Raw genomic sequence first — 22691 nt, forward strand, 5'->3', positions numbered from 1 at the left:
GTGTCGCCCTTCAAGGTCCATCACCTGCTTTCATGGGTGGATCCCACTCACATCCACGACCAGATACCGGCTCTGGACGTACTGCATTCCAAGATTAGGGAAGTCGAGGCCGGAGTTTTGATTGAATGAGCGCAGCCAGCTCCACAGATCGGCCCGACCGATGGTCAGTTGATTGCCGTTGATGGCGATATATCCGTACGTAAACGCAATCAGCCGAAACACGCTCGGAAAGAGTCCTGCCAAGGTATCCGTGGTGATCTTTACCTGGTACACCGGGACCACAGCACACGATGTGCTGGGCAGGGTAAAGCTGCCCTCCCCGTCGATCACATCGACGACTTTCAAGGGGCCATAGGCGGAATCGAACTTCAGCACGCCAGCTCCATCCCATACCTGAAGACCAGCATTGCCCCGCGGCGCATTGGGCTGCGGCTGGAAGATATAGGCGGTCACCGGTGCCGCAGCCCCCGATAGGCGCGCCTGGAGCAGTTGCACCTTGGTGCCGGTGGCGCGCAGCGGGGTCAGCGCCACAGCAGATTGGAAGGCCACAATGCAGTTCGCAGGCACTTCGATCGTGGTCGAATACACATTGCCGAACACTTGCTCGCCGGGCGTCACCGTGACCGCGCTATGAAAGACGTAGTTGGGGTTCGCATCATTGATCTGATACGTCCCGGCGTCATTGAATGATTGGAAACCTGCCGGCATCACCGAACTCCAATCATCAAATGAATCGCAGGGAACCCGAAAGCCTGGTAATACTCATTCGGGTACGCTCTGGACCATGACATGGACTCTGCCGAGAAGGTGATGATCGGCATGCATTCACAGCCGACGGAGTACAGGCCCTCGTAGACGTAGTCTTCGTTATAGAGTGGCACAAAGAAAGGCGTGCCATCCATCAAGCCGGGCACATAAATAGCCCCCGCCAGCAGTCGTCCAGCGGGAATCGTCACGGTTTGCAGGAAGCGCCCCAGGCGAGACGATGTGTCCATCACCAGCGCACCCGACTCGTTCCAGATTTGCAGTCCTGCGGGCATCACCACACCCCCAGTCGGACACGCATCACGCCATTGGCGTCGTAAACGCGGATGCAGCCAGAAGCCCCGGCGGTGGGGCGGATCTCGATATCACCGAATTTGCCAGCCAGTGCCGCAATGCTCGGAGTGGTGATGCCGTCGGGCAGAAGCTGCGTCGAGCCAGAAGGCGTCCAAGGCGACAGCTCGGTCTGGTTAGGTCTGGCCAGGCCAATGAACGGACGAGTGGCGAACAGGTAAGAGGAAGAGCCACTCTGCGTTGCGTATTTACGCAGGATCATCTTCATGCGAGTCATGCCCGCGGGGACGGTGACAAATCCGCCGACACGCTTGTAGCGGCTCAGCATCTTCCATCCGTCTGCTTCGTCAATGCCCACGCCTGGAACGTAAGCCGCTCCCCAGCCACCCGTGGTGTCCTGGAACAGCATGATGATTTCCGCGGTGGAGCGATGCGACGACATATAGGCGCTGACCTCGTAGCGCTCGCCCGGGATAACTGAAACCACCCCCGAGATAACACCCATGTAGCCCGTGCCGCCAATGGCTGCGGAATCTTCAATAAACAGCGTCGGGCTGCCGTTTACGGAGTAGTCGACATTAAGGTTTACACCCCAAGCGCCGGATCTCAGGTGGCTCTCCCGCTCCCAGAACGCCAGTCCTGGCGTAAAAGTGGAGTCGGGACATAGATTGCCGCCAGTCCCCACTGTCAATTTGTCCGCCGTCACAGAGCCCGCCGCGAGTTTGTCGACCGTGATGGCGCCTGCGGCGATCTTGGTGGCCGTGACAGCGTTGGCCGCCAGCTTGTCGGCTGTCACGGCATTGGCCGCAATCTTGACGGCGGCCACCGAGTTGCTGGCCAGGTGGTTTGCCGAGATCGTGCCGGCACCAATGCGCGCAGCATTGAGGGTGCCGGCGTTGATCTTGTCGGCCGACAGATTGCCGATCATCGCGTTGACGATGGCGCCGTCCTGAATCGCGGCGGACCCGACCGCGATGGCATTGGCAGACAGCTTGGTGGCCGTGATGGCTCCGTCAACGATCAGCTCGCCGCGGGCCATCTCCGTCACGCGCAGGCCGCCCCACTGGGACTCCACGACAGGAGCCGCGCCGCTGTAGTTCAGATAGGCCCCGACGATAAAGAAAGCTGCCTTGGGCGGGAATTTGGCAACGCCATTGGGGCCCACGGTCAAGGTGTAGCGTGTCCACTGCTGCGCAGTCACCGTGCCCACGCCCGGAAAATAGTAATTGCCCGATGAGCTGTTGGTACCGGGCCAGCCCGTGGCGGGCGCATCGGTATTGGCCAGCACCGCGCCGTTGACGTCGAAGAAGCGGATGGACGCAAATGCCTTGTTGCTGTGCGCACCGAGGGCCACAAACCAGGTCTCGAACAGGTAGGTGCGGCTGACGTCGATGGGCGTTCTGGTGCCGGTAAAGATATTGGACTGGTTGACGCTCGACGACAGCACATAAGGACCAGGCGAGCCGATGGAGCCTGGTTTGCGGCTCCAGTTCGGCGCCGCCCACAATGCCGCGTCCTCGAAGAACGGGTCCAGGTTGACCGTGTCGGTAGCCGTGACGACCAGCTTCGAGGCGGTCACTGCGTTGGCCGCCAGCTCACGGGTGTTGACCGCACCGGCTGCAATCTTGCCTGCCGTGATGGCGTTGGCCGAGATGGCATTCGCGGTTACGGCGTTCGCGGCGATCTTGGCTGCATTGACCGCGTTGGCTGCCAGCTTGGGCGTGGTGATGGCGCTGTCGGCAATCTGGGTCGCAGCAATCTGCCCGACCATATCGCCCACACGCACCTCTGCCGTGTATTTGCTGCCGTCCCAGCGGTAGAGTTTGCCCTGCCAGGTGATGACCGTGGTGGATTTGACGCTCGGCAGCGTCGCCGCCGAGCTATTGGTCACCGGCTCGATGCCGTTGGCGAACTTGCTCGCTTCCACGGCCTGGGCTGCGAGCTTGGCGGCACTGACGGCGCCGTTGGCCAGATGGCCGGCCCCGACAATCAACGGACCCAGGTCGGTGCTGCCGATCTTGCCGACCGTGACGGTGACAGGGCCCGCGTCTGCCGACTCCACAGCGTCATTGCTCACGTTCACGAACCACAGCCGCCACGAGGTGCCCAGGGCGCGCGCAATGGCACCCACGCTGCCCACGATCTCCGCAGCTACCTCGGCCGAGGTTCGGCCGGGCGCAGGCTGCTCCGCAGTGACCTGGGCCGCATAGACACGGGTGAACTGGTGGCCGTGCCCCGCCAGGTATTCGGGCGCGTCCCAGGCCAGCAGAATATTCGCCAGCGAGACGCTGACCTCCAGCCCGCTGGGCGCTGGCGGCGGAGTGAGGTCGGGCGAGACCACGTTGTCAAACACCGTCTCCAGCACCGCCGCAAAGCGCATCACACCATTGGCCAGCTGGCCGGCCGTGTCGATGGCACGCAGGCCAAACGTCCACTGGCCCGCATCGGGCTGGGTGGTCACGAACTGCGCGGCATAGACATCGTCGGCACTGCCCAGCGGCTGCATGGCCTCCCAGTTGGCCACGCTCAGGGGCACATCACCTGGCACATAGCGGATCTGCACGCCGGCAAAGGCGGCCGGGCGCTCGCCGGCATACTCCCAGGCAAAGCGGCGCAGACCGCCTTCGACCTGTTGGACGGTAAAGCTGCCGGGGTTGCGCGGCGGCAGCTGGGTCATCGTGGTGATGTACAGCAGCGTGGCCGACTGCCCGGCCTGGCCACTGGCATTGAAGGGGCGCACGTCGATCAGCCACTCTCCGGCCCCGTCGATACGGAAGGTGCTGCGCGCTGACTGGGCGTTGCCGTCCACCAGCCGCAGCTCGGAGCCATCGCGGCCGGCCCAAACCTGGGCATGGTCGCAGTCGCCTTCCACATCCCAGACGCAGGAGAGCTCATACCACTGGGTGTTGCCCTGCAGGTTCACCTTCTCGGCCACGCGCAGGTTCTTGACGGCCGGGCGGACCAGCTGGGCAATCGTGCTCTGGCCGGGCGCCGGCACATAGTGGCCGTTGAGCACATAGTCCCAGAACTCGGGCCCTTCGGGCACGGCCGTGACGCGGGCCCCCTTCAGGTCCGATTCGGGATCGATGCCCGTCACGCGCACGCGATAGCCGGGGGTAGCCTTGAAGTCGTAGCACCACAGCGTGTCGTGCGCCAGGTTGTCAGCGCCCTCACCGGGCAAGGCCAGATCCCCGGGCCATTCGCCCGCCAGGGTGATGACGTCCGACTCGGCCTGCAGCGGCTGCACGGCCCAGACGCGGTAGTCGCGCGCACCGGGCACGCGCAGGCCGATATAGGGCGTAGCCAGGGGCGGCACCGGCTCGTCCAGGGTCAGCTGCACCTGGGCGCCGGTGCGCCTGGCCGCCATCACCCGCCCGCCAAAGCCCCATTGGGTCAGGTCGTGCGACACCGACAGCACCGACAGGCGGCGGTAGTCCAGGTGCTCGATATCGGCCGTGAAGTGCACGGTCTTGTACTGGTACAGGCTCTGAGCCAGGTGGTAGCGCGCCATGACAGCGGCGTGCTGCTCGCTGGTGATGCCCTCGCCCGTCACGCGCGCGGGGCTGAGCATGGTGGTCACGCCGGGCGCCATCACGCGCAGCGTCGTCATCTCCCAGGTCTCGCGGCTGAGCCACTGGTATTCGATGCCGTCGGCTGCCTGGCTCAGGGCGTAGTCCACGCTGAAGCCGCCCTTGAGCATATTGGCCATATTGACCACGGCGCCGGTGGGCTGGCCCCGCCCCACAAAGACCGCCGTGGGCCGGCTGCCGTCGGTCCAGGTGAATTCGCCCATGCCTGCCAGCGCGACCTCCTGGCAGAAGGCGCCCAGCGACATACTCGCCGTGACCCACCTGTCATAGGTATAGCCTCGCGCGGCGCAGTGCAGCATGAAGGCCTTGAGGCCCTCGATATCGATTTGCTCGTCGCTCAGGCCAAAGCCGAACTGCAGGACGCGCTGACCTTGGGCGTCTGTCACCCAGACACCGCGCAGGGTCTGCAGCAGGATGGCGCCGGGGTTGGACAGCCCCTCGGCGCGCGTGGCGGCCGTGGCCCACTGCGTGCCCGTCCAGATCGGCAGGGGCCTGGCGCGGTAGGTGACGCGCACGGTATCCAGGCTGCCGCTGATCTGGCCCGAGGCGCGGATCCTGATGCCGATACGCCCCCACTGGCGATAGTCGGTGGTGTCGGCCTGAACACTCTTGAGCGAGACCCAGGTGAACTTGCAGGCATCGGCCGTGCCGCCCTCGTGCCAGCGCGGCACACCCAGCCTGGCGCGCACCTCGTACTGGCCGGGCGCCACATCAAACGAGAAGGTGCGGCGCAGCACATCGGTGCTGGCATGGGTCAGCGTGCTGCGGCTGAGCGTGAGCCAGCCCGCCGAGCCGACCACGCGCGCCTCGATCGTCAGCTCCACCGAGTTGGGCCTGATACGGCCCTTGTTGTCCACGTCGTAGAGCTGGCCCTCGATGTCCAGCTGCAGCGCAGCAGCGCCGGCCGAGCCAGTGCGCGTGATCCAGTCGCCCCCGTTGACGAACTCGGCACCGGCCACGGCATCGACATTGCTGTACAGCGGCACCTCCTGGCTGGGCATGCCGGCAAAGCCGTTGTAGTAGACACTGACATCGGCGTAGCTGGTGATGAGCGTCTCGCCAATGGCCAGATCGGCTGCGCTATGGACATTGATGCCGCCAAGCAAGATGGTGCTCAGGTATTGGTCATCGCCCTCGTACCAGGCGTAGGACTTGCTCGCCAGATCGGGCGTGACGCGCATCTCGCCCCAGAGCACGGGAATCGGCTCATAGGGCCGCGCGGTGTTGCGCTGGTCGCTCAGGCTGTAGATCTGCTTTTGCGCCAGGGTCTGAGCCGCAGCCATCTTGGGCGCCAGGACCTTGTTGACCAGCACCGAGCCGGCCACAAACATGCCCAGCCCGATGGCGCCGGACACACCGGCACCCGCGCCAAAGGTGGTGCCGATCCAGCCGGCGCCACCCCCCAGCGTGAAGTAGCTCAGTGCAGCCAGGGCCACCAGTTGCAGGGCCGCGCGCTGCGGCATGGCCCGGCAGGCGATGAGCTGACCATGCCTGGGGAAGGTCCGCGCCCACATATGCCGGGGCACCTCATGGCCGCTGATGCAGACCGTCCAGGCCCCGGACTCGATGCCGGGCACATGCCGCGCCAGAAAGGCGGCCAGGCTCTCGCCGGGCTGCAGATCCGCCGGCACATTGCGTAGCCCGTCCACGGTCAGGGCATGCGGCGCAACCACCAGCCGCCCCGCCCTGTCCAGCACATCGGCAGGCAACCCATCAACGGCAGCAGCAGACTCGGCGTGGCTTACTTCCATCGGTAGTAGCCCTCCACCGCCAGGCCGTAGCCCGCCAAATCCTGCAAACGGTGCAGCACGGACGCCCCCAGCTTGTGGGAGGCGTGCAGCACCTGCGGCGCGTAATCGGTGAACACATAGATGCCGATATGCCCGGCCTGATCGGTGCCCGCGTCGCGCATCAGCACCGCATCTCCATCCTGCGGCTGCGCCACGGCCAGGCCCAGCTCGGAGCAGTAAGCCGCCATGGCGGCGGCCTGGTCGCCGGGCCCCAGCGGACGGGGCCGCTTGCCGGCCAGCACCACCTCGCGCCCGAACAGCTCGCGCTGCACCAGCAGGGCCAGGTCCGCGCAGTCCATATGGCGCGGGCAGTAGGCAATGCCCACAAAGCGGTCGAGCTGCAGGGCGTCCAGCATCAGAAGATCCCCGCCAGGGTATGGGGATTGGCCATCTGCTGGCAGGCAGCGCGTCGCATCAGCGCGTCCACACTGCACACGGCCTGGGCTGCCGCGCCGTTGATGGTCACGCTGGCGATGGGCAGCCAGTAGACATGCTGGTGCACATCGGGCTGGTCGCGCGCCACGATGATCAGCCTGGCCATGGTGGTCGTGCCGGGCCGCAGGCGTTCGAGCTCGTCGCTGACGCCGCGCCCCACGTTGTCCATGCTCAGGCGCATGCGCGGTGCCTGGCCGGCGATGTCATCGGGCAGCGTGAAGCGAAATGGCAAGCCGATATAGCTTTGGCTCCGGCTCACGAAATCCTGCGCGTCATTGCAGATGCGCATGGTCTCGGAGAAGCCCGGGTTGCTCACCTCCAGCAGCTCGATATGACCGACCTCGTCGGTCAGGCGCTGGTTGCGCGTGCGAAAGTCGGTCATCGCAGGTACTCCAGCGTTGCCGATCGCTGCGCAACGGCAAACCCCTGGGCCAAGGGCACCAGCTCGCCCAAAGCCCCACCCTTGAAGCGGACAGAACGCACCACTGCGCTTCTGGTGTCATACCAATTGAAGAAGCCGATGCGGCGGACCGTGTTGAAGTACCAGACCTCGAAGGCCTCCGTGTCGGCTGCAGACTTGAACTGCAGCATCACCTCCACCTCCTTGATCACGCGTGAGCTGGTGACACGGAGCTTGGCAAGACCGCGCTCCATTTCGGACACGGCTACCGCCGGGTCAAACGACTCCGGGCGGGAAAAATGGACAGTGACATAGGAAGGAAGCGATGCCATATATAGGCATGCTAGGGAGGCGCGTTCAGCAACAGCACTTCAGTCCCTAAGGTCCGGAAAGCGCCCCTTCAGCGCTCGGTATGGCGTTCCAGAGCCGCGCGCAATTCCATCGCCAATGCGATCTTCGAAGTGCTTGAAAATCACCTCGACATCAAAGCTACCGCCGGCCCCCTGCCGCTGTGTCACTTCAGGCTGAGACGGTACGTTGATGAACTTCATGTTGATCACGGGTGCCGCCCATGAGCCACCATCCCCATGCGGGGTCGGCACCTTTGCCACATCCATACCGCCCAACGGGGCCACGCGACCGGACTGTCCTGCCATCATCAGCAACTGCTTGTTGCCAATCGTCAGCAGCTCCGGCATGCCGCGCTCATTGACCTCGTACATCTTGCCGGCGCCCACCTCGCCGCCTGAGGCACGGCCGCCGCTGATGCCCAGAAAGCTGCCGAGCCGGCTCAGGGCAGAGCCCAGCACACCCGAACCTGTCCCCCCAGAGACCAGGCCGCCAAAGAGAAAGCGCGCAATATCGGCCGCAGCCGCCTGACTGGCCATCTTGAGCAGCATCTGACCCCAGGCCTTGCCGATGTCGTTGAAGCTGCCCGTCAGGCTGCGGTAGAGGGTATCGCCGAGCTGGTCCTGCACGTTCTTGGCAAAGCGCACCGAAAACTGATCCATCTGGTTGAGGCTCTCCTGGTACTCCTTGCTGGCTTTGGCGGCTGCCCGGGCGTAGGTCTGCTGCGAAATCACGCCGGAGGCCAGCAGGCTGTCGTGCTTCGCAAGTTCGGCATTCAGGCGCTCCAGCGGCGTCATGACCGACTCGGTCAGGGCATTGCCCAGCTCGTGCGCCTGCCTGGCCAAATCATCCCGGGCTTTCTGGGCTTCTTCCGCCTTCGCAATAAAGGTGCCCAGCATGTCCTCATCCAGCCTGGCCCGCTGGATCGCATACTTCTGCCTGATCAGCATCACGCCCTGCTCATACTCTTCGGTCTTGAGCTTGCGCTCTTTGAGTAGCCTGTCGTGATGGCTCATCGCCTTGCGCTCTTCGGCATCGATCCTGGCCCACTCGTTGACGGCAGCGTCCGCACTCAGTCCCAGCAGGTATCCCTTGCTATCAAACTGCTCTGCCTTCGCCCCCTGCTGAAGTGTCTTGCGCGCTTCGTTGAGTTGGTAGATGGAGGTGGCCAGCTTCTGCGCCTCGGCTCTTTCCTCGGCGGTGGCCTTCGCGCCCAGCCGTTGGATAGCCTGCAAACGCGCGCGTGCCGCCCCCGTCAATCTGGCCAAGGCCTCTTCGTCGCGCATCGCCGCCAGACGCTTTTGGACCTCCGGGTCTTGCTGGCTCACCCTGGCCTTGACCTTCGGCGCATTGGCGCGCTGCTTCTGCGCCTGGGCCAATTGGTAGTCGGCATTGATCATGGCCTGCAGCTCTTTGGTCGCTGCATCAGCATTGGCTCGCGCTTCAATCAGGGTACGGTTGACGTTGTTCAGCCCCTCGGTGTCAATGCCACCGTGCCCTTGCTTGAACTGCTTGTTCAGTGCCGACTGGTCACGCTCCAGCGCCTTGACGGCTGCGTTGGCCTGCTGCGCCTTGCTGGTCAGCGCGCCGATGGCATCGCTTGCCTTGATACGCTGATTGGCAAGCTCACTATCGCTGAGCTTATCGATCGCAGCGGTCAAGGCCTCGACCCTGGGGACAGCGTCGGCGGCCTGGCTGCCAAAGGCAAAAATGCTTGCCGCAGCAATACCGGCGGCAATGGCCAGGCCTGCAGGTCCGGTCAAAAAGGCAATCAAGCCTCGCAAGGCACCGCCCATCGCAGAAGCTGCAGCTGCCTGAGCGGCCTGCGCAGCGGTGAGCCGATGGGTTGCCGCCTCATGGGCCAATGTGGCTGCCGTGACCTGTGCATGCGTCACGCCCACTCCTTGCAACGCGCGGGCCTGCGCCAGAGAAGCCGCAGTTTCAGCCACCTGTGCCTGGGCCAGGGCAACCTCGGCAGCTGCACCACGCACGGCCACTGCCGTCTTGGCTGCGGTAGCGACACTGGCTGCCACCATGCCGCCGACATATCGGGCCAGGCCTGCAGCCACGGCAATCAGGGCGGTGTCGGCCAGTAGATTGAAGTGCTCGCCCAGCGACTCGACGGCAGAAGAGATCGTCGCGGTAATGCCGCTGGCTTCATTCGTGCGCCCCACATATTCATAAAGCGCGTTGGTGACGGACTGAATGGCGTCCTTGACCGTGGTCGGCATCTCCTTGACCTGCTTTGCCACTTTGGCAGACCCGTCCGAGATACCCTGCACCAGCATGTCGATGCCGAGCTTGCCTTCCGCACCCAGGCGACGGATTTCAGCCGCACTCTTGCCGGTGCTCTGGGCAATCAGATCCACCACGGTATCGACGGAGGAGTAGATGCTCATCCAGGCATCGGCATCCACGCGTCCTTTTTGCAGCGACTTGGCCAGGGCCTCCATGGCCCGCTTGGATTTGTCGGCACTGGCCGCATTGACCACCAACAGTCCGCTGAAGGTGTCGATCACATCCACGGACTGACCCAGCGAAAGCCCCATCTCCCGCAACACCGGCGAAAGCTGGATAAAGCTCTCGCGCGTCTCCTTGATGCTGCGAAACGTGGCATTCGCGGAGGCCAGCATGCGCTCTTGCACATAGGCATACTCTTCTGCGCTCCTGGTCGCCATCTTGATACGGCTGGCGTACTGGCCCCAATCGTCGGCCATGTCGATGATCTTCATCACCGCCAGGCCCGACAGAGCCGCTTTCGCTGCGGCAGCGATCGGCGACAAACGCTGCAGGCTGTCGGCGGTCTTTTCCAGGCTGTGCTGAGCGCGGCGCTGATCCCTGATCATCTGCTCCAACTCAAGCGTTACCTCGTAGTAAATCTCGCCGACTTTTTCAGACATGCATGCTCTCCAGGCTTCTGGCGCAGATGCTAGGGAAGCACTGAACCGGGCGAGACGGGCACTTTGACTACCGAGTCATCAAGAGGTTTGCCACTCGTCAAACACCTGTCGGCATTTCTGGCTCACTATTTTTTGTATCTACACAATAACTTGTCTGCATTATTTAATGTAGATACAATTAATCCAATGTTCACGGTCATCGAAACCCAAGCCTTTCAGAAGCAAGTCGCTGACGTCTGGACTGAAGCAGATCGTCTGGAGTTCATTAGCTGGATTGCGGCAAACCCAGAAGCTGGTGATGTGATTCCCGGTGCTGACGGTGCCCGCAAAGTTCGCTGGACTGTGCAAGGCAAGGGCAAGCGCGGCGGTGCGCGGGTGATCTATTTCAATCTGAGCGAGGATGAAATTGTTCTGCTGGTCGCGGTGTATACCAAAGCCGAACGGTCCAACATCCTGCCCAAGGAAATCAAAAGGAGCTAATCATGGTCAAGTCCCTCAAGGCACTTCAGGGCATCAATACTGAAAAGCTGGCGGCAGCCATTGAGGCTGATGCTGGACAGGCAGTGCCCGGCCTTCGCGAATCACTTGCCGACCTGAGGGCTGGCAACTTCGCGGCCATCCATACCCCGGAGCAAATTGCAGCCCGTAAGCCTGGTCGCCCTGTCGGCTCTATCAAGGCCAATGCCAAGGTTCCCACCAATATCCGGCTTGACCCGGACGTGCTGCAAGCCCTCAAGGCCAGCGGCAAGAACTGGCAGAGACGCGTCAATGATCTGTTGAGGGCCGATATTGAAGCTGGTCGTCTCAAGCCCACGGCCGAGACACGTTAGGACAAGGCAACCATAGCCACTGCAGCGACCGGCGATAGGCTAGACCTAACCTATCGCCTCAGTTCTTAAGGCACTACAGACAATGCGATCAGATTTAGCTGCGTGTAGGCTTTCCAGAATGTCAGCCGATGCTTCACCGCCGTAACGATTGCTAAACGAACTCCTGTATTGGTTCATTGCCGCCGCGAATCCATCTTCCAGCAGATCTTTCTGCCAGCGCAAGATTAGAATAATCTCATTCACGCTAAAAATAAATTCTCCTAGAAATGTAATTAGTGGTAACATAAATTACCGATAAAAATTTTCGGTGCCTACTAGTTTTAGACGGAGAGCATTGCAATGAATAAGTACGATGTGAAAATTGCCTACGGTGATCCAGGAAAGCCTAAGAGCAGCACTCAAACGATACGTGTTGAGGCTGAGAGCGACTCTTCTGCAGCCACATTGGCAGTGAGCAAGTTTAAAAATAGTAACTCTGCATACCGTAATAAGGAAGCCGAGGCTATTTCCATAAAAAAATTGTAAATCAGCTCACAAACTAAATCTCACCCATGCGAAAACTTTCTTTTCAGGAAGTTTTTGCATGTAGCCTTTTGTGCCGCCCACTTCCGATTTTAAATAGCCAAATTTTGGCCATCACGTCTTCTCTCGATGGCCTCCATGGCCGCTCGATATTCCTCCCGGGTCGGCACATCCCGCTTTGGCGACTTGCTCTGCGGATACTTCATTTCAAATAACGCCTGAAACTCGCTCATGCTCAAGGCTTCGGCGTCTGCAGTGCTCAAGCCCAGATGAATACGGGCTGCGGCCACATATTCGGCGACATGGAATTGGGTCACAGGGCTTGAGCCGTCTTGCCTGGTGCCGCCGCTGCCCACAAGCCCATGACGCATCAAGTGGGCCGCCAGGCTGATTTGCTCCAGCACGGGCATGTTTCCTTCGTGCTCACCGTCTTCATCCTGCCACCCCAACAGAGCTGTTGCATCGTCCTGATCGCAGAGCACGGCAAGCACATAGCGGGCATTGAATAGCGCGCGAGGCCCGAACAGGCCGCGGAACGCATCAACGATTTCGCCCGGGTGCCCGAGTTGGGCGATCCGGGCGAACGACGGTGTGAATGTGAACTCCAGGCCGTTGGCAGTCACGACTCTGGAATAACCGTGCTCAATCAGCATCAGGGACCCACAGGTGCAGGAGTCAGGGTGACATCGCCATTGCTTTGCGCGCCGATGCTCCAGGTTGCTTCTGCAGAGTGCGGGCTATCGTTGCTCCAGGAAGTCACGATGAACGGCCCGCTGTAATTCTTGCCGCTTGGATAAGTGATCTTGAGCCAGACCTTGGGCTGATGGCCCGTAGATGTTGGCGGGCTAACCACATGGGCTTCCATTTTTTCCTGGTTGAAGACCTCGTCGTCGTAGCTCACGCCATCGCCGGAGAATTCGACATTCTTGAAAGTCACCAAGCTGGTCTTGGTGAAGTCGGCAGACTTGTCTGCCGTGGTATCGGCGGTATCCCAGGTGGTGCTGATGCTCTTGGCGCGCATCATGCCCAGGATTTGGTAGTCAGCCTCCAGCGGTACCGTCGCCTCATCCTTGAGGGCGAATTCGACCTTGACGTCGCGTCCAACATGAGCGCCCATGGCAAGCTCCTTTTAACGGTTGATGATGGTGTGGATGGCGATTTCGGCCACTGGCCGGCCGTCCCCGGTAGCCCAGTAGATGGGCTCACCTGTTTGTGCAAATACTAGGGAGCCGGATTCCGCGAACAGCTTTTGGATCACATCCTCCGCCTTGCGCTCGGCCGCGGAAAGCGGATCCGCTGCCGCACCGATCAGTACCAGGCTGAATGCCGGCTGGCGTACCAAGCCCGCCATGGGCCCGCCCATGGGCCTGAGCACGGCATATCGCACAGCTTTTCCGCCATCGATCCAGCGGCCAAACTGAAAGCGCCAGTCCTTGAGCACGGGCTGCAGAATTTCTCTGAGCGCTTCGCTGGCAGTCATGTCTTGATCGCTCCGCAGATCACGGCGCGAATATGGGGCTCTGCGCGCTCGAAGCCGTTGACCAGGAATTCCTTCTCAGCCGTAGGCCTGCGAAAGCGCTGCTGGTGCTCCGGATCATGGACGGGCTCGGCATAGACCGCTGTGTAGCCGACGCGCCCCACCACCTTGTGTGCCTCGGTCTCGACCCGTCGGTATTGGCTGTTGAGCAGCGTCGAGGTGTCGATCGGCGTCAGCACCGAAGCCTCGGATGCGCCCAGCACCAGGGCCTGGGTCATGCCGCGCACGCCCTTGGCCTGGACCTGCGCTGCGAACTGCGGCAACCGATGGGTAATGCGTGGCTTGGCCATTACGTGAGGATCCTGAAATCGTCCGCCATGCGCTCGAAGGTATCGGCGTCGCGCACCACCGTGCGGACTTCAACCGCTCCGGCAGCCAGCGGGTCCGGCAGCGGGCTCTCGCCAATCAGGACATAGTCGCCTTGCTTGACGGCGCTGTACTCCGTGTAGATGACGTGACGCAACGCCAGCTCCACACCAGTCGCCGGGGACGTCCCTCCTGCCACCGATGATCGCACTGCCTCCGACTTGTAGTCACAGTCAAAGGTGACGGGGGGCGCAAAGGCAAGCTGGCCGCTCCAGTCGTCACGACCCAGGAGCGCCCAATGGGTGGCTTTCGCGGTATAGGACCAGGCAGCTGATGCAGACATGCGCCCCATGCTAGGGAGGGCGCATTTCTGAAATACTGCTTTCCTAAGGGACCTATATGATCAGTCTTACCAATTGGTAACAAGAGGGAGATTGAGATTGGCTGACTACACAATTCGCGTTGTGCTCCATGACAACGCCACTTGGCAAGACTATGACAACCTGAGGAGGAACCTCGCTATCAAAGGTGTTGTCGATTACATCAAAAGCGACGATGGCCGGTGGTACAGACTTCCGCCAGCTGAGTACACATACTCAGGAACAGAGGATATTTCTACGGTAAACAGCGCTGTCAATGATGTGGCTAAAGCCATCAGAAGATGTAGCGTTCTGGTAACTCAATCATCTGGTCGTCGATGGTATGGGTTAGAGCTACTAAACGGCCCGGGCTAACGAGGTCAGCCGTTCACCACAAACATAAAGGCCGATGAAGCCGGATCAGGACCGACGATATCGGCCACCGTGCCGGCTTTATCCAGAGCAGCCAACGAACGGCGCAGCGCGGTCAGGTCACCGTCCCTGTACTTGAAGCCCCGAGCGGCACCGGAGGGCGCGCCTTGACTGGACAGACGCCGAGGGTCGCCCGAAGCCGCTACCAATGCCACGGCCATGCACTGGATCAAAATTTGAGTGTGGCTGTCGTACCCCGCATCCACCATGGCTTGCTCGGCTGTCGCCACGCGCGCCACTGCGGCCTCCAAAAGAAACGCGGGCACGCTGATGCCCAGCGCCGCATCCAGATACTGCTGCGCCTGCGCGCTCGTGATCACCTTTTGCCTTTCGCTTGGGACTTGTCTTCGGGCTTGCCGCCGAGCGCCTGCAGCTGCTCGGAGGCCAATGCGGCATTGTGCTGCTGCGCCTCTGCAAGCGCAGCTTGAAGTGTTGCCTCACGGACCAAAGCAGCCTCCAGGTCAGCCTTGGTCGCGGCAAGCGCCTGCTCAGCAGTCAGCAGGCGCTCCTGCAGTTCTTGACGCGCCTGCTCATCAGTAGCCGACAGCGTGGCGGCAATCCTGGCCGCGTTAGGATCGACCGGGGACAGTGCCACGCCAGTGCCGTCGCCCGAGACTTCCTGCTTGGCAAACACCGTCGCTTGCGCCCCGCCCTCTTCACACTTGCCCGCCGCCCAGCCGGGCAGCACTGCAAACTCGATGACATCGCCAACCTTGGCGCCTGCTGGCCAGGGCGCTTTCAAGTGTTTGATGGTGTAAAGGGACATGGTCAGTCCTTTGTGAAATGGGCGATCTGCGAGCGACCTTCGTAGTCGCTGCGGAACTGAGGCACGGCAGCCGCAAGCACGCCGAAGACATAATCGTCCTCGGGGTTGTGGCGCACCTTGGGACGTGTGACCAGGGGCATGCCGTTGAGGATGGTTCCCCAGTCGCCGTTGCCGATGTTGGCAATGCTGATCAGCTCATTGGCATGCAGACGCGGCACTGGCACGATCTCGGCCAGCTGTGAGACCTCGCGCAGACGCGTGAGAATCGTCTTGGGATAGCCGGGAGTGAACTCGTTAATATCTGCGTAGGTGTAGTCGCCGTAGTTCAAGAAGATGGTGATGCGGCCATAGGCGTTGTCGCCCAGGTGCGCATTTACCAAGGCCTCGATCACGCCAAGCCACTGCGTGCCCGTCGCGCCCTTCAGAGCCAGGCCGTGCCGGTCGCTGGCGCGGTGCGGGAAGTTGCGCAGGCCGTAGATGGTCGAGCCGGCCACATTGATGGAGCCGTAGCCGTTGAGCACCACATCCTCCAGCTTCTCGCTCACCTTGCGCTGGTGGTTGGAAATCGTGGCCGTATCAATGCCCGACGGTCCGCGGCGCATCACTTCCATCTGACGCCAGCCAAAGCGCGCCTGGCTGTCGAAGATCGGCAAGGGCGTGCCTTCGTACTGCACCAGCGCCTGGTCGGCGCGGCCTTCGCTGCGACCGTCCATGGTGACATGCACCTCGCCAGAGTCGGAGACCTTGGGGAAGTAGGACACCAGGTCCGCCATGGCCACGGGGGTTGAGCTGGCCTGCGCCAGGCGGTTGAACATCACCAGGATGTCGCGCTGCAGTTGAACGGCGCGGCCGTCGATACGGCGCCATGCATCCAGGGGAACCTGAGCTGCATTGCCGGTCAGGGCATCGCCGAAGCCGTCGGCAAATGCCGCATTGGTGGCCAGGGCGGTCTGGCGCAGATTGAAGGCCGCGCGTGCGCCGTTGATGGCTGCGCTTTGTTCATCGGTCAAACGAAGCATGTGATTCTCCCTATCGAGTGCTGACCGCTCAGGCCATGGGGTAGAAGTTGGCGATCTCCACATCCAGCAGGTCGCCGGCGGCGGCTCCATGGGCAGCTGCCGACGCGAAAGCCACGACCAGCTTGCCGGCGGCGGCTGCTGTCAGACGCCCGGCGGCGCCAATGGTCAGCGGCTGGCCGAAGCTGTAGTCCCCCGCCGCTACGGCAGCCTGGTATTGCTGTCCGGGCTCCAGGATGTAGGCAACGCCCGTCTCGTTGACCGCATAGGCTGTCTTGAGCGGATCGCTGTCGTTGAACCAGCTGCCCGCAGGCGCGTAGAAGTCGCGATGGGCCAACAAGCGCACCAACGGGCCAGGCGCTGCAGCCTGGGTCAGCGTGGCAGTGCCTTCCGTGACAAAGGTGCCCGGCAACAGCGCGGCGGCCACCGGCTTGTCGGACACCGTACGCGGATGACGGTCGTGGGGGCCGCGGTAAATGAGGTTGGCTTGGGCCATGGCTTACTTGGCTCCTTCTTCAATCAGGCTGTTGATGGAATAGCCCTTGAACTCGTCGCCGGGCTGCTTGTGCACCATGCTGCTGCCTACGATGACGGGCGCTGCCTTGGCCTTGAGCTCCTTCAGGCGTTCAAGCGGCATCAGCTTGAAGTCGTCGACGGTCAGCGAGCTATTGGCTGCCAGCTCGGCAGCCAGGGCATCGCGCTCTGCATTGACCACAGCGGCTTGATCAGCCTCCAGCGCGCTGATGCGTGAGTTGGCTGCAGTCAGCTTTTCTTCCAGGGGCTTGTTCACCAGCGCGTTGTAGGCTGCGAGGACCTGGGTATCGCTCAGCCCCTCGGTCTTGATGCCCGCAGCATTGAGTGCGGCAATGATTTGCTCTTTCACGATGTCGACCTCCTGGTGGTGCGTGATCGGTTCATAGGAAACCTGCCGAACGACTTCAACAGGCTGTCCAAACCATGCTACGGAGCCACTTTCTGAGGTCTGATAGTCCTGGCGCCAGAGCTTTCCTGCCTCGTCCGTCCAAACCGCATGCGTTGAGAACACCTCGCGCACCCAGGCGTTCTCGGGCAGGCCCACGCGCAAGCCTTCATAGATCTGGTCAAAGCTGATTCCACTGTTGGCAAAAAGGCTGCGCAGCCAGCCCATCGCCCCTTCATAGCGCCGGTCCTCAGGGTCCTGACTCACGCGAACGGTCTCGATCTCCTGCTCGCCGCCCTCGCTGTTGAGAAACATGCCTACACCCTGCTCCGGAGTGCCGGCGCCCGCCTCGTCCAGCAAGATGGCCAGATGGTCGTACTGCAGGTTGGTGGCGATGGACTGGTATTTCTTGCCGCGGCTCTCGCCATTGGCCAGAACCTCGATCAGGTTGAGCCCGGTGCTGACGTGAATGGGCTCGGCATTGGTGCCCGCAATGGCGGCGTCCAGCCGCTGCACCAGTTGCCGGCCCTTGTCGGTGGCCTGGGCCATATCGCCGTTGACGATCACATCGGTCACAGACCGTCCGCCCTCATGCCGGGCATTGGTGCAATAGGCGCCAATCCACGCAGAGGCCAAGGCCTCGCCGTGGGCCGCGCTGATGTGCTGGCCCTGGCTGTTCCTGGGGTGGCCCGCCGGTGCCGGCTTGCCTTCCAGGGTCTTGATGCCTGCGGCCAGTTGGTCGGCCGGGTACAGCCGGCGATTCATCACGATATCGTCGACGGCGCCGCAGACATCGCGGATCGTGTAGGTGGTGCCGGATTTGCTGACGTTGGCCGCATTGACGGCACTGATGATGTGGATGCGTTTCTTGGACATGGACTTGCCTCATGTAGATGCAAGCCATGCTAGGTAGACCGAAGACGCTACAGCTTATTTGATGGTTCGCTGCGCAGCTGATGGGAAAGTGCATCGCCCCAACTAGATGCAGCAATATCGATATCATCGCCAACAGTTTTTATACTTAAAATTCCTGTTCTTGCAATTCTAAGATTTATTCGACCTTGGCGTTGCATCGCATCGAGATAAAAAATAGATATCGTCCCAGTCATCTCCGAATTATTAAAAGTCAGATGAAGAATAGGAATTGATTTTCCTGTTTCAAGATATATATTATTGTATTCAATAGTCTTTATGTCTATAGATGTGTGAATTTTTGCAGAAATAAAGGTGCAAGTTGCTCCTGCATTACGCAGAATAATAGTTGTTTCAAGAACGCTACCCGAAATACTTGAATTTTTTGTGTCGATAGTCAAAATAGGCTGCTGAGACTGAATCAATTCTCGTTGTTGCTTTTCGGCAGATAAACGCAAAAATTCATAGTACGCCCGATCTTGCTCTACTTGCTTTTTTATAGCCTCCGCCTGTGCCCTTTGTTCTTCAACCGATTTGTTAAGTTCTCTGGCTTGTGCTTCTAAGGCTGCTCCGTTCGCCTTCAACTCTTCGCCCTGTTGAAGATAACCAAGAACAAGCCAAAGAAATGCTATCGGACCAAAAGCCCCGCCCAGCATATCTCCAAACTCATTTAGGCTAAGCCCACCTGATGGCCAGGATGTAATGGCAAAAATGCAAGAAACTAGTAAATACAACAGAGTTAAAAATATTCCGATAAATGTTCTTTTACTGCTCATAATCCCTCCAATACGCCCAGTGTAACCTCGAGTTACTTTTCGGCGAATTTCTTGGTCTGAGCCCAAACCTCACGCTCTGCCGCCATAGTTTTTTGCAGCCACTCCGTCAGAATCGGCTTCCCACTGATATCAAGCAAACATTCAGTCTGCCCGCAATGGCAGTTACTCATTGCGAAATTGCTCCCTAGCATGAGTCCCGATACCTCTTGGAGATCGAACACATGCCCGTCGAATTCGCCCCAGACTACGTCCACAACCTCATCGAACGCTGCAAGTCCGGCGAGTCGTATAAGAGCATTGCCAACAGCGTCGGGATTTGCGCCCGCACGCTGATGGAGCTCTTCCATCAGCATGGCTTCCGCTGGAATGAATGGTCCCGTCAACGCGGCCTCGCACTGGCCCCTACCCTTCACAAAGCACACGTCGAGGGTGAGTCCGTGTTGTCCATCAGCAAACGCATCGGCGTGGATAGAACCACCATCATGCGATGGTTCACGCTGGCCGGATTGGAGGCCCGCTCGTGTAGTGCGGCACAAGCTGTTCGCATGGCCAAGCTCACCAGTAATGAGCGCAAATCGAACGCCGCAGCCGCCCATGCATCCGTGCGTGGCCGAACCGTTCACATGGATGAACTCACCAAGCGAGCCACTTCCAAGAGTCGGCGCGTCGGCCTTTACGAACGCGAGGTTATCGAGGAGCTTCGCGCGCGCGGCATCCATTGCGAAGGCCAGTACGCGCTCGGACCGTACAACCTCGACGTGTTCATCCATGAATGCCGCATCGCCGTGGAAATCTACTCCACTCACCCCGACAAGCGACGACTCGCCCGCATCCATGAGCGCACCGAATACATCCTCAATTCGGGGAGCAACCAGATCACCATTCAGGTTAACTACCCCAAGCGGGTTTTCCACCTGGGTCCGGTCTGCGACAAGATAATCGCCTTTCTGGACTTCTGCCGCAGGAATCAAGCCACGCTGGGTCACCACGGGGTGATTCGGGGTCACGGATATTTCGCCGCCAGCAGCGCTCACCAGAGTAATGACAGGCCCCTTGTATCTGGCCTTTGAGCCGGCCACAAACCTACCTGCCACGCGTGTACCCGGCAGGAAGCAGTTGTACCGGTTGCCGTCCCGGCCATAGAAGGCACGCACCTCATCAGTGGAATACACCCGGCCATTGCGCGCCGCATGCGTAGCCCGGGTGGTCGGCAACAGCGCCGAGGTCCAAAGCAGCCCGATCTTCAGCCCGTACTGCACCTGCGCGGCTTCTGATTCGGCCCATCGCGCTTGCCTCAAGGTATCGGTGATATCGGTCTGCGCATATTGCGCCGCCTTGGACTTGCTCATGCCCAGACCCTCGACGATCAGCTTGCGAGCGGCCTTCGGATTCAGACCGTCCGCTACGGCTCGGCCAATGATGCCGGCCAGACGGCTCTGCGCCTCGGCACGCAGGCCCGTCCAATGCTCATAGCTTTTCATGCGTGCCAGCGCCACCCGAGTGAGATAAGGCTCGCTGCGGACCACCTGATCGAACGAGCGTGACGCGGCATAAGCCGCAGACAGATGGGCCAGATTGGTCACGCTTTGCAGAGCGCCCAGCTGCGATGCCTGCTCCACAAACGGATTCCACCAGAACAGCTCCTTGGGCTCCTGGCCATTTTGCACCCAGCGATCCAGCGCCGTCTGAATCTCCAGCAGCGCGATATCCAGAATGGCCGGGGTCATGCCATAGACCACGCGAGAGCCCGTCTCGTTCAACGCATAGACCGGAATTTGCTCAAAGGCGGCCAGCACATCCCGGGCCAATCTGCGCCAACGCTCATGGATGGCGGCCAGCGCCTTGCGCAGCAGCTGCGTCGAGCCAGTTCGGTCCCTGCGCGTGCCGGGAATGGCCGGGTTAGGTGTGCGCTGGCGCATGGTCGGCCTGCTCAACAGCGGAATCTTCGTCACCAATGCGCACCGGATCATCCTCTCTCGGCATGCCGTCGTCCTTGCGCTGCTCGAAATCCATCACGGCGCGCAACTCGTTGGCATCGAAAATGGGCTCCGTCAGTCCTGCCTGGAAGGCCTGCTGCATGGCGGCCGTCATCTTGCCAAGCAGTTCGGCTTTGTCTTTTTCGGTCGGTGCATTGACCGGCGGCCATTCAATCTCAAACTCGCCCGCATCGATGATGCCGGCCGCCTGCATCCTGGTGATGAACTCCTCGAGCATGGGCGTGAGCTCAAACTCCTGCCTGCTCGAGCAGCGGTTGGCAAAGTCGGACTTGTCCTCATCGCTTGCCAGGCGTCCGGTCTGCTGACCGAACAGCACAGTGAACGGGATGCGCACCGAGGCCGCAAACTCATTGGCTGCCGTTGTCCAGGGTCCAGTGGGGTCGCTGATCGCCGTCTGCAGGGTTGTCGCATCACCTCCCTGTATGACAACAGCCGCATCCTGGTTTTTGTTCAGGGCTTTGGCCTGCTCTTCGTGGGCTTCACGTACCGACCCTGTCTCTACCCCATCGGGACCTGGCATGGCTTGAGGCATCCCCCCTGTGTCGTACTTGAACACGATGGTGCGGGCACTATTCTTCAGGAAGGATTCGCCCGATCCGCCGGCGATCTTGTCCAGGTCCACCAGACGATTGAAGCCGGCGCGCAGCAGCGGCACGCCATCGTAGAAATCGCCCACGGCGCCCTCGGCCAGGATCTGCACGCGGCTGGGGTGCACATCGGCCCATTCCTCGGGCCGACCTTCCGTATCTGTGCCAGGAGGACTGATTCTCCGGTACTGGAACATGGCCGGTGTGCCGTAGTTTTCGGTGCCAGGATCCGTATGCCACTTGGTGACTTTGATCTGGTTTTCGTAGAGCGGGATCAGGTCGACCAACTTGGTTGCCCGCTCCAGCGGCTCCTCAAGTGCTTTGCTGTCGGCCACGCGGTAGATCACGGCCGCATATCGGCCCACCATATTGCGACGGTCCAGGTCCTTGAGCTTGCTCCAAGCCCTGATGGAGCGCAGTACCCTGCCCGCCTTGACCTCCCAGGGGCTGATCTCGTCGCTGTTGGGCTTTTTGATGCGCGGCAGCTTGAGCCAGCAAGCATCCAACAGCCGATGCACTGCGCCATGACCCGCGCCGCCACGCTCATAGGCGGCATAGAGCATTTCAAAGCTGACCTGCTCGCTGTATCCGTACTGGATCCAGGCTGTGGCCCGCTTGGCGTCAAGGCCCAGCGATCCAAGGAACTCGCGCCGGGCGCGGGAGATTTCAAGGGAGTTGGTAATGATCTCGGGCATGCCTATGCATGCTAGGGAGCATCCGCCTTGTCGTTGATGCCCGCTCCCTAAGGACAACTGACAAGTTCCTTGTCCTTGGTGTAATGACAATACATTTGCAACGCAGCATTCCACTCATACAGCAAATTGGCATCTGGCAGGAGAACGCCATTTTGGACCTCTGCTATAGCCCTTAAGAGATCGCACGAAGGTGCCCCCCTGATCTCATAATCGTCTTTTGTCTTTTCTTCCTCACAGGACTTGATTAAATCTGGAATATCCTCCACAGAAACACAGAATCCGCTTAGAGGCAGCATAAATATGCAGAGCATCGTCCACTTCTTCATAGGAAGATATCTTGCATGAAACACCAAAATATCCTTACACCCTAATCTCAATCACTGCTTGAGGAGATGAAGAATATCCGCAAGAGAGTTCACAACTTGATAGTTGTTTGTCTCCGAACCTTGGTAAATTACCCGATACGAGCCGAAATCAATGACCTTCGAGACCTGATTTCCGTTGATGATTGCCACTGA

24 protein-coding genes are annotated in these 22691 nt (G+C 60.7%); 3 read left to right on the forward strand and 21 right to left on the reverse strand.

The window, feature by feature from the left end; genetic code table 11:
* Positions 1-30 precede the first annotated feature (30 nt).
* Genes DJFAAGMI_RS06390 through DJFAAGMI_RS06420 form a run of 7 tightly spaced genes read right to left on the reverse strand, consistent with a single transcriptional unit; the run spans position 31 to position 10519 of the window.
* Entirely contained in the window at positions 31-708 is a 678-nt protein-coding gene (locus DJFAAGMI_RS06390) for a hypothetical protein (protein WP_211456386.1), read from the reverse strand.
* Entirely contained in the window at positions 708-1040 is a 333-nt protein-coding gene (locus DJFAAGMI_RS06395) for a hypothetical protein (protein ID WP_211456387.1), read from the reverse strand. Before DJFAAGMI_RS06395 ends, DJFAAGMI_RS06390 begins: the two co-directional genes overlap by 1 nt.
* Positions 1040-6397, reverse strand: a complete 5358-nt coding sequence (locus DJFAAGMI_RS06400; protein ID WP_211456388.1) for a host specificity factor TipJ family phage tail protein — start codon at positions 6395-6397, stop codon at positions 1040-1042. Before DJFAAGMI_RS06400 ends, DJFAAGMI_RS06395 begins: the two co-directional genes overlap by 1 nt.
* Positions 6388-6792 (reverse strand): hypothetical protein, encoded by a 405-nt coding sequence (locus tag DJFAAGMI_RS06405; RefSeq protein WP_211456389.1) that lies wholly within the window; start codon positions 6790-6792, stop codon positions 6388-6390. Before DJFAAGMI_RS06405 ends, DJFAAGMI_RS06400 begins: the two co-directional genes overlap by 10 nt.
* Entirely contained in the window at positions 6792-7253 is a 462-nt protein-coding gene (locus DJFAAGMI_RS06410; RefSeq protein ID WP_211456390.1) for a DUF1833 family protein, read from the reverse strand. The genes DJFAAGMI_RS06405 and DJFAAGMI_RS06410 overlap by 1 nt, the downstream gene beginning before the upstream one ends.
* Positions 7250-7603 carry a hypothetical protein gene (locus DJFAAGMI_RS06415; RefSeq protein WP_249333856.1) on the reverse strand — a complete coding sequence of 118 codons (354 nt, stop codon included), beginning with the start codon at positions 7601-7603 and terminating at the stop codon, positions 7250-7252. The genes DJFAAGMI_RS06410 and DJFAAGMI_RS06415 overlap by 4 nt, the downstream gene beginning before the upstream one ends.
* Positions 7604-7642: 39 nt before the next feature.
* A complete protein-coding gene (locus DJFAAGMI_RS06420) occupies positions 7643-10519 on the reverse strand; it encodes a tape measure protein (RefSeq protein WP_249333858.1) in 2877 nt (958 codons plus the stop codon).
* 186 nt (positions 10520-10705) lie between these two features.
* On the opposite strand from DJFAAGMI_RS06420, the gene DJFAAGMI_RS06425 reads away from it, so the two are divergent.
* The 3 genes from DJFAAGMI_RS06425 (at position 10706) to DJFAAGMI_RS06435 (ending at position 11874) form a co-directional block, all read left to right on the forward strand.
* Positions 10706-10999, forward strand: a complete 294-nt coding sequence (locus tag DJFAAGMI_RS06425; protein WP_211456391.1) for a type II toxin-antitoxin system RelE/ParE family toxin — start codon at positions 10706-10708, stop codon at positions 10997-10999.
* Between the two features lie 2 nt (positions 11000-11001).
* Positions 11002-11349: a BrnA antitoxin family protein gene (locus DJFAAGMI_RS06430; protein WP_211456392.1), complete on the forward strand. Its 348-nt coding sequence runs from the start codon at positions 11002-11004 to the stop codon at positions 11347-11349.
* 339 nt (positions 11350-11688) lie between these two features.
* Complete coding sequence (locus DJFAAGMI_RS06435) at positions 11689-11874, forward strand: hypothetical protein (protein ID WP_211456393.1); 186 nt, start codon at positions 11689-11691, stop codon at positions 11872-11874.
* Positions 11875-11963: 89 nt separating this feature from the next.
* Here the strand turns inward: DJFAAGMI_RS06435 and DJFAAGMI_RS06440 are convergent, their stop codons facing one another.
* The 14 genes from DJFAAGMI_RS06440 to DJFAAGMI_RS06505 all read right to left on the reverse strand — a co-directional run bounded on the left by DJFAAGMI_RS06440 (position 11964) and on the right by DJFAAGMI_RS06505 (position 22499).
* The gene (locus DJFAAGMI_RS06440) at positions 11964-12524 is read right to left on the reverse strand and encodes a DUF6246 family protein (RefSeq protein WP_211456394.1); all 561 of its coding nucleotides are present in this window, start codon (positions 12522-12524) and stop codon (positions 11964-11966) included.
* Positions 12524-12988 (reverse strand): phage tail tube protein, encoded by a 465-nt coding sequence (locus tag DJFAAGMI_RS06445; protein ID WP_211456395.1) that lies wholly within the window; start codon positions 12986-12988, stop codon positions 12524-12526. The genes DJFAAGMI_RS06440 and DJFAAGMI_RS06445 overlap by 1 nt, the downstream gene beginning before the upstream one ends.
* A gap of 12 nt (positions 12989-13000) precedes the next feature.
* Entirely contained in the window at positions 13001-13351 is a 351-nt protein-coding gene (locus DJFAAGMI_RS06450) for a phage tail termination protein (protein ID WP_211456396.1), read from the reverse strand.
* On the reverse strand, positions 13348-13698 hold the full coding sequence (locus DJFAAGMI_RS06455; RefSeq protein WP_211456397.1) for a hypothetical protein: 351 nt from the start codon (positions 13696-13698) through the stop codon (positions 13348-13350). The genes DJFAAGMI_RS06450 and DJFAAGMI_RS06455 overlap by 4 nt, the downstream gene beginning before the upstream one ends.
* The gene (locus DJFAAGMI_RS06460; RefSeq protein WP_249333860.1) at positions 13698-14057 is read right to left on the reverse strand and encodes a hypothetical protein; all 360 of its coding nucleotides are present in this window, start codon (positions 14055-14057) and stop codon (positions 13698-13700) included. Before DJFAAGMI_RS06460 ends, DJFAAGMI_RS06455 begins: the two co-directional genes overlap by 1 nt.
* 396 nt (positions 14058-14453) lie before the next feature.
* Positions 14454-14825 carry a DUF7370 family protein gene (locus DJFAAGMI_RS06465; RefSeq protein WP_211456399.1) on the reverse strand — a complete coding sequence of 124 codons (372 nt, stop codon included), beginning with the start codon at positions 14823-14825 and terminating at the stop codon, positions 14454-14456.
* Positions 14822-15271: a hypothetical protein gene (locus tag DJFAAGMI_RS06470; protein WP_211456400.1), complete on the reverse strand. Its 450-nt coding sequence runs from the start codon at positions 15269-15271 to the stop codon at positions 14822-14824. The genes DJFAAGMI_RS06465 and DJFAAGMI_RS06470 overlap by 4 nt, the downstream gene beginning before the upstream one ends.
* Before the next feature lie 2 nt (positions 15272-15273).
* Entirely contained in the window at positions 15274-16290 is a 1017-nt protein-coding gene (locus DJFAAGMI_RS06475; RefSeq protein WP_211456401.1) for a major capsid protein, read from the reverse strand.
* A gap of 28 nt (positions 16291-16318) precedes the next feature.
* Entirely contained in the window at positions 16319-16783 is a 465-nt protein-coding gene (locus DJFAAGMI_RS06480) for a hypothetical protein (RefSeq protein WP_211456402.1), read from the reverse strand.
* A gap of 3 nt (positions 16784-16786) precedes the next feature.
* Entirely contained in the window at positions 16787-18082 is a 1296-nt protein-coding gene (locus tag DJFAAGMI_RS25010; RefSeq protein ID WP_249333863.1) for a hypothetical protein, read from the reverse strand.
* A 47-nt stretch (positions 18083-18129) separates the two neighbouring features.
* Positions 18130-18894 carry a hypothetical protein gene (locus tag DJFAAGMI_RS06490; protein ID WP_211456403.1) on the reverse strand — a complete coding sequence of 255 codons (765 nt, stop codon included), beginning with the start codon at positions 18892-18894 and terminating at the stop codon, positions 18130-18132.
* A 32-nt stretch (positions 18895-18926) separates the two neighbouring features.
* Complete coding sequence (locus tag DJFAAGMI_RS06495; protein ID WP_211456404.1) at positions 18927-20813, reverse strand: phage minor head protein; 1887 nt, start codon at positions 20811-20813, stop codon at positions 18927-18929.
* Entirely contained in the window at positions 20794-22173 is a 1380-nt protein-coding gene (locus tag DJFAAGMI_RS06500; RefSeq protein ID WP_211456405.1) for an anti-CBASS protein Acb1 family protein, read from the reverse strand. Before DJFAAGMI_RS06500 ends, DJFAAGMI_RS06495 begins: the two co-directional genes overlap by 20 nt.
* A gap of 47 nt (positions 22174-22220) precedes the next feature.
* Complete coding sequence (locus DJFAAGMI_RS06505) at positions 22221-22499, reverse strand: hypothetical protein (protein WP_211456406.1); 279 nt, start codon at positions 22497-22499, stop codon at positions 22221-22223.
* Positions 22500-22691: the final 192 nt, after the last annotated feature.

It is taken from the genome of Comamonas brasiliensis (assembly GCF_018292285.1).
In the GTDB taxonomy this organism is placed as follows: Bacteria; Pseudomonadota; Gammaproteobacteria; order Burkholderiales; family Burkholderiaceae_C; genus Comamonas; species Comamonas brasiliensis.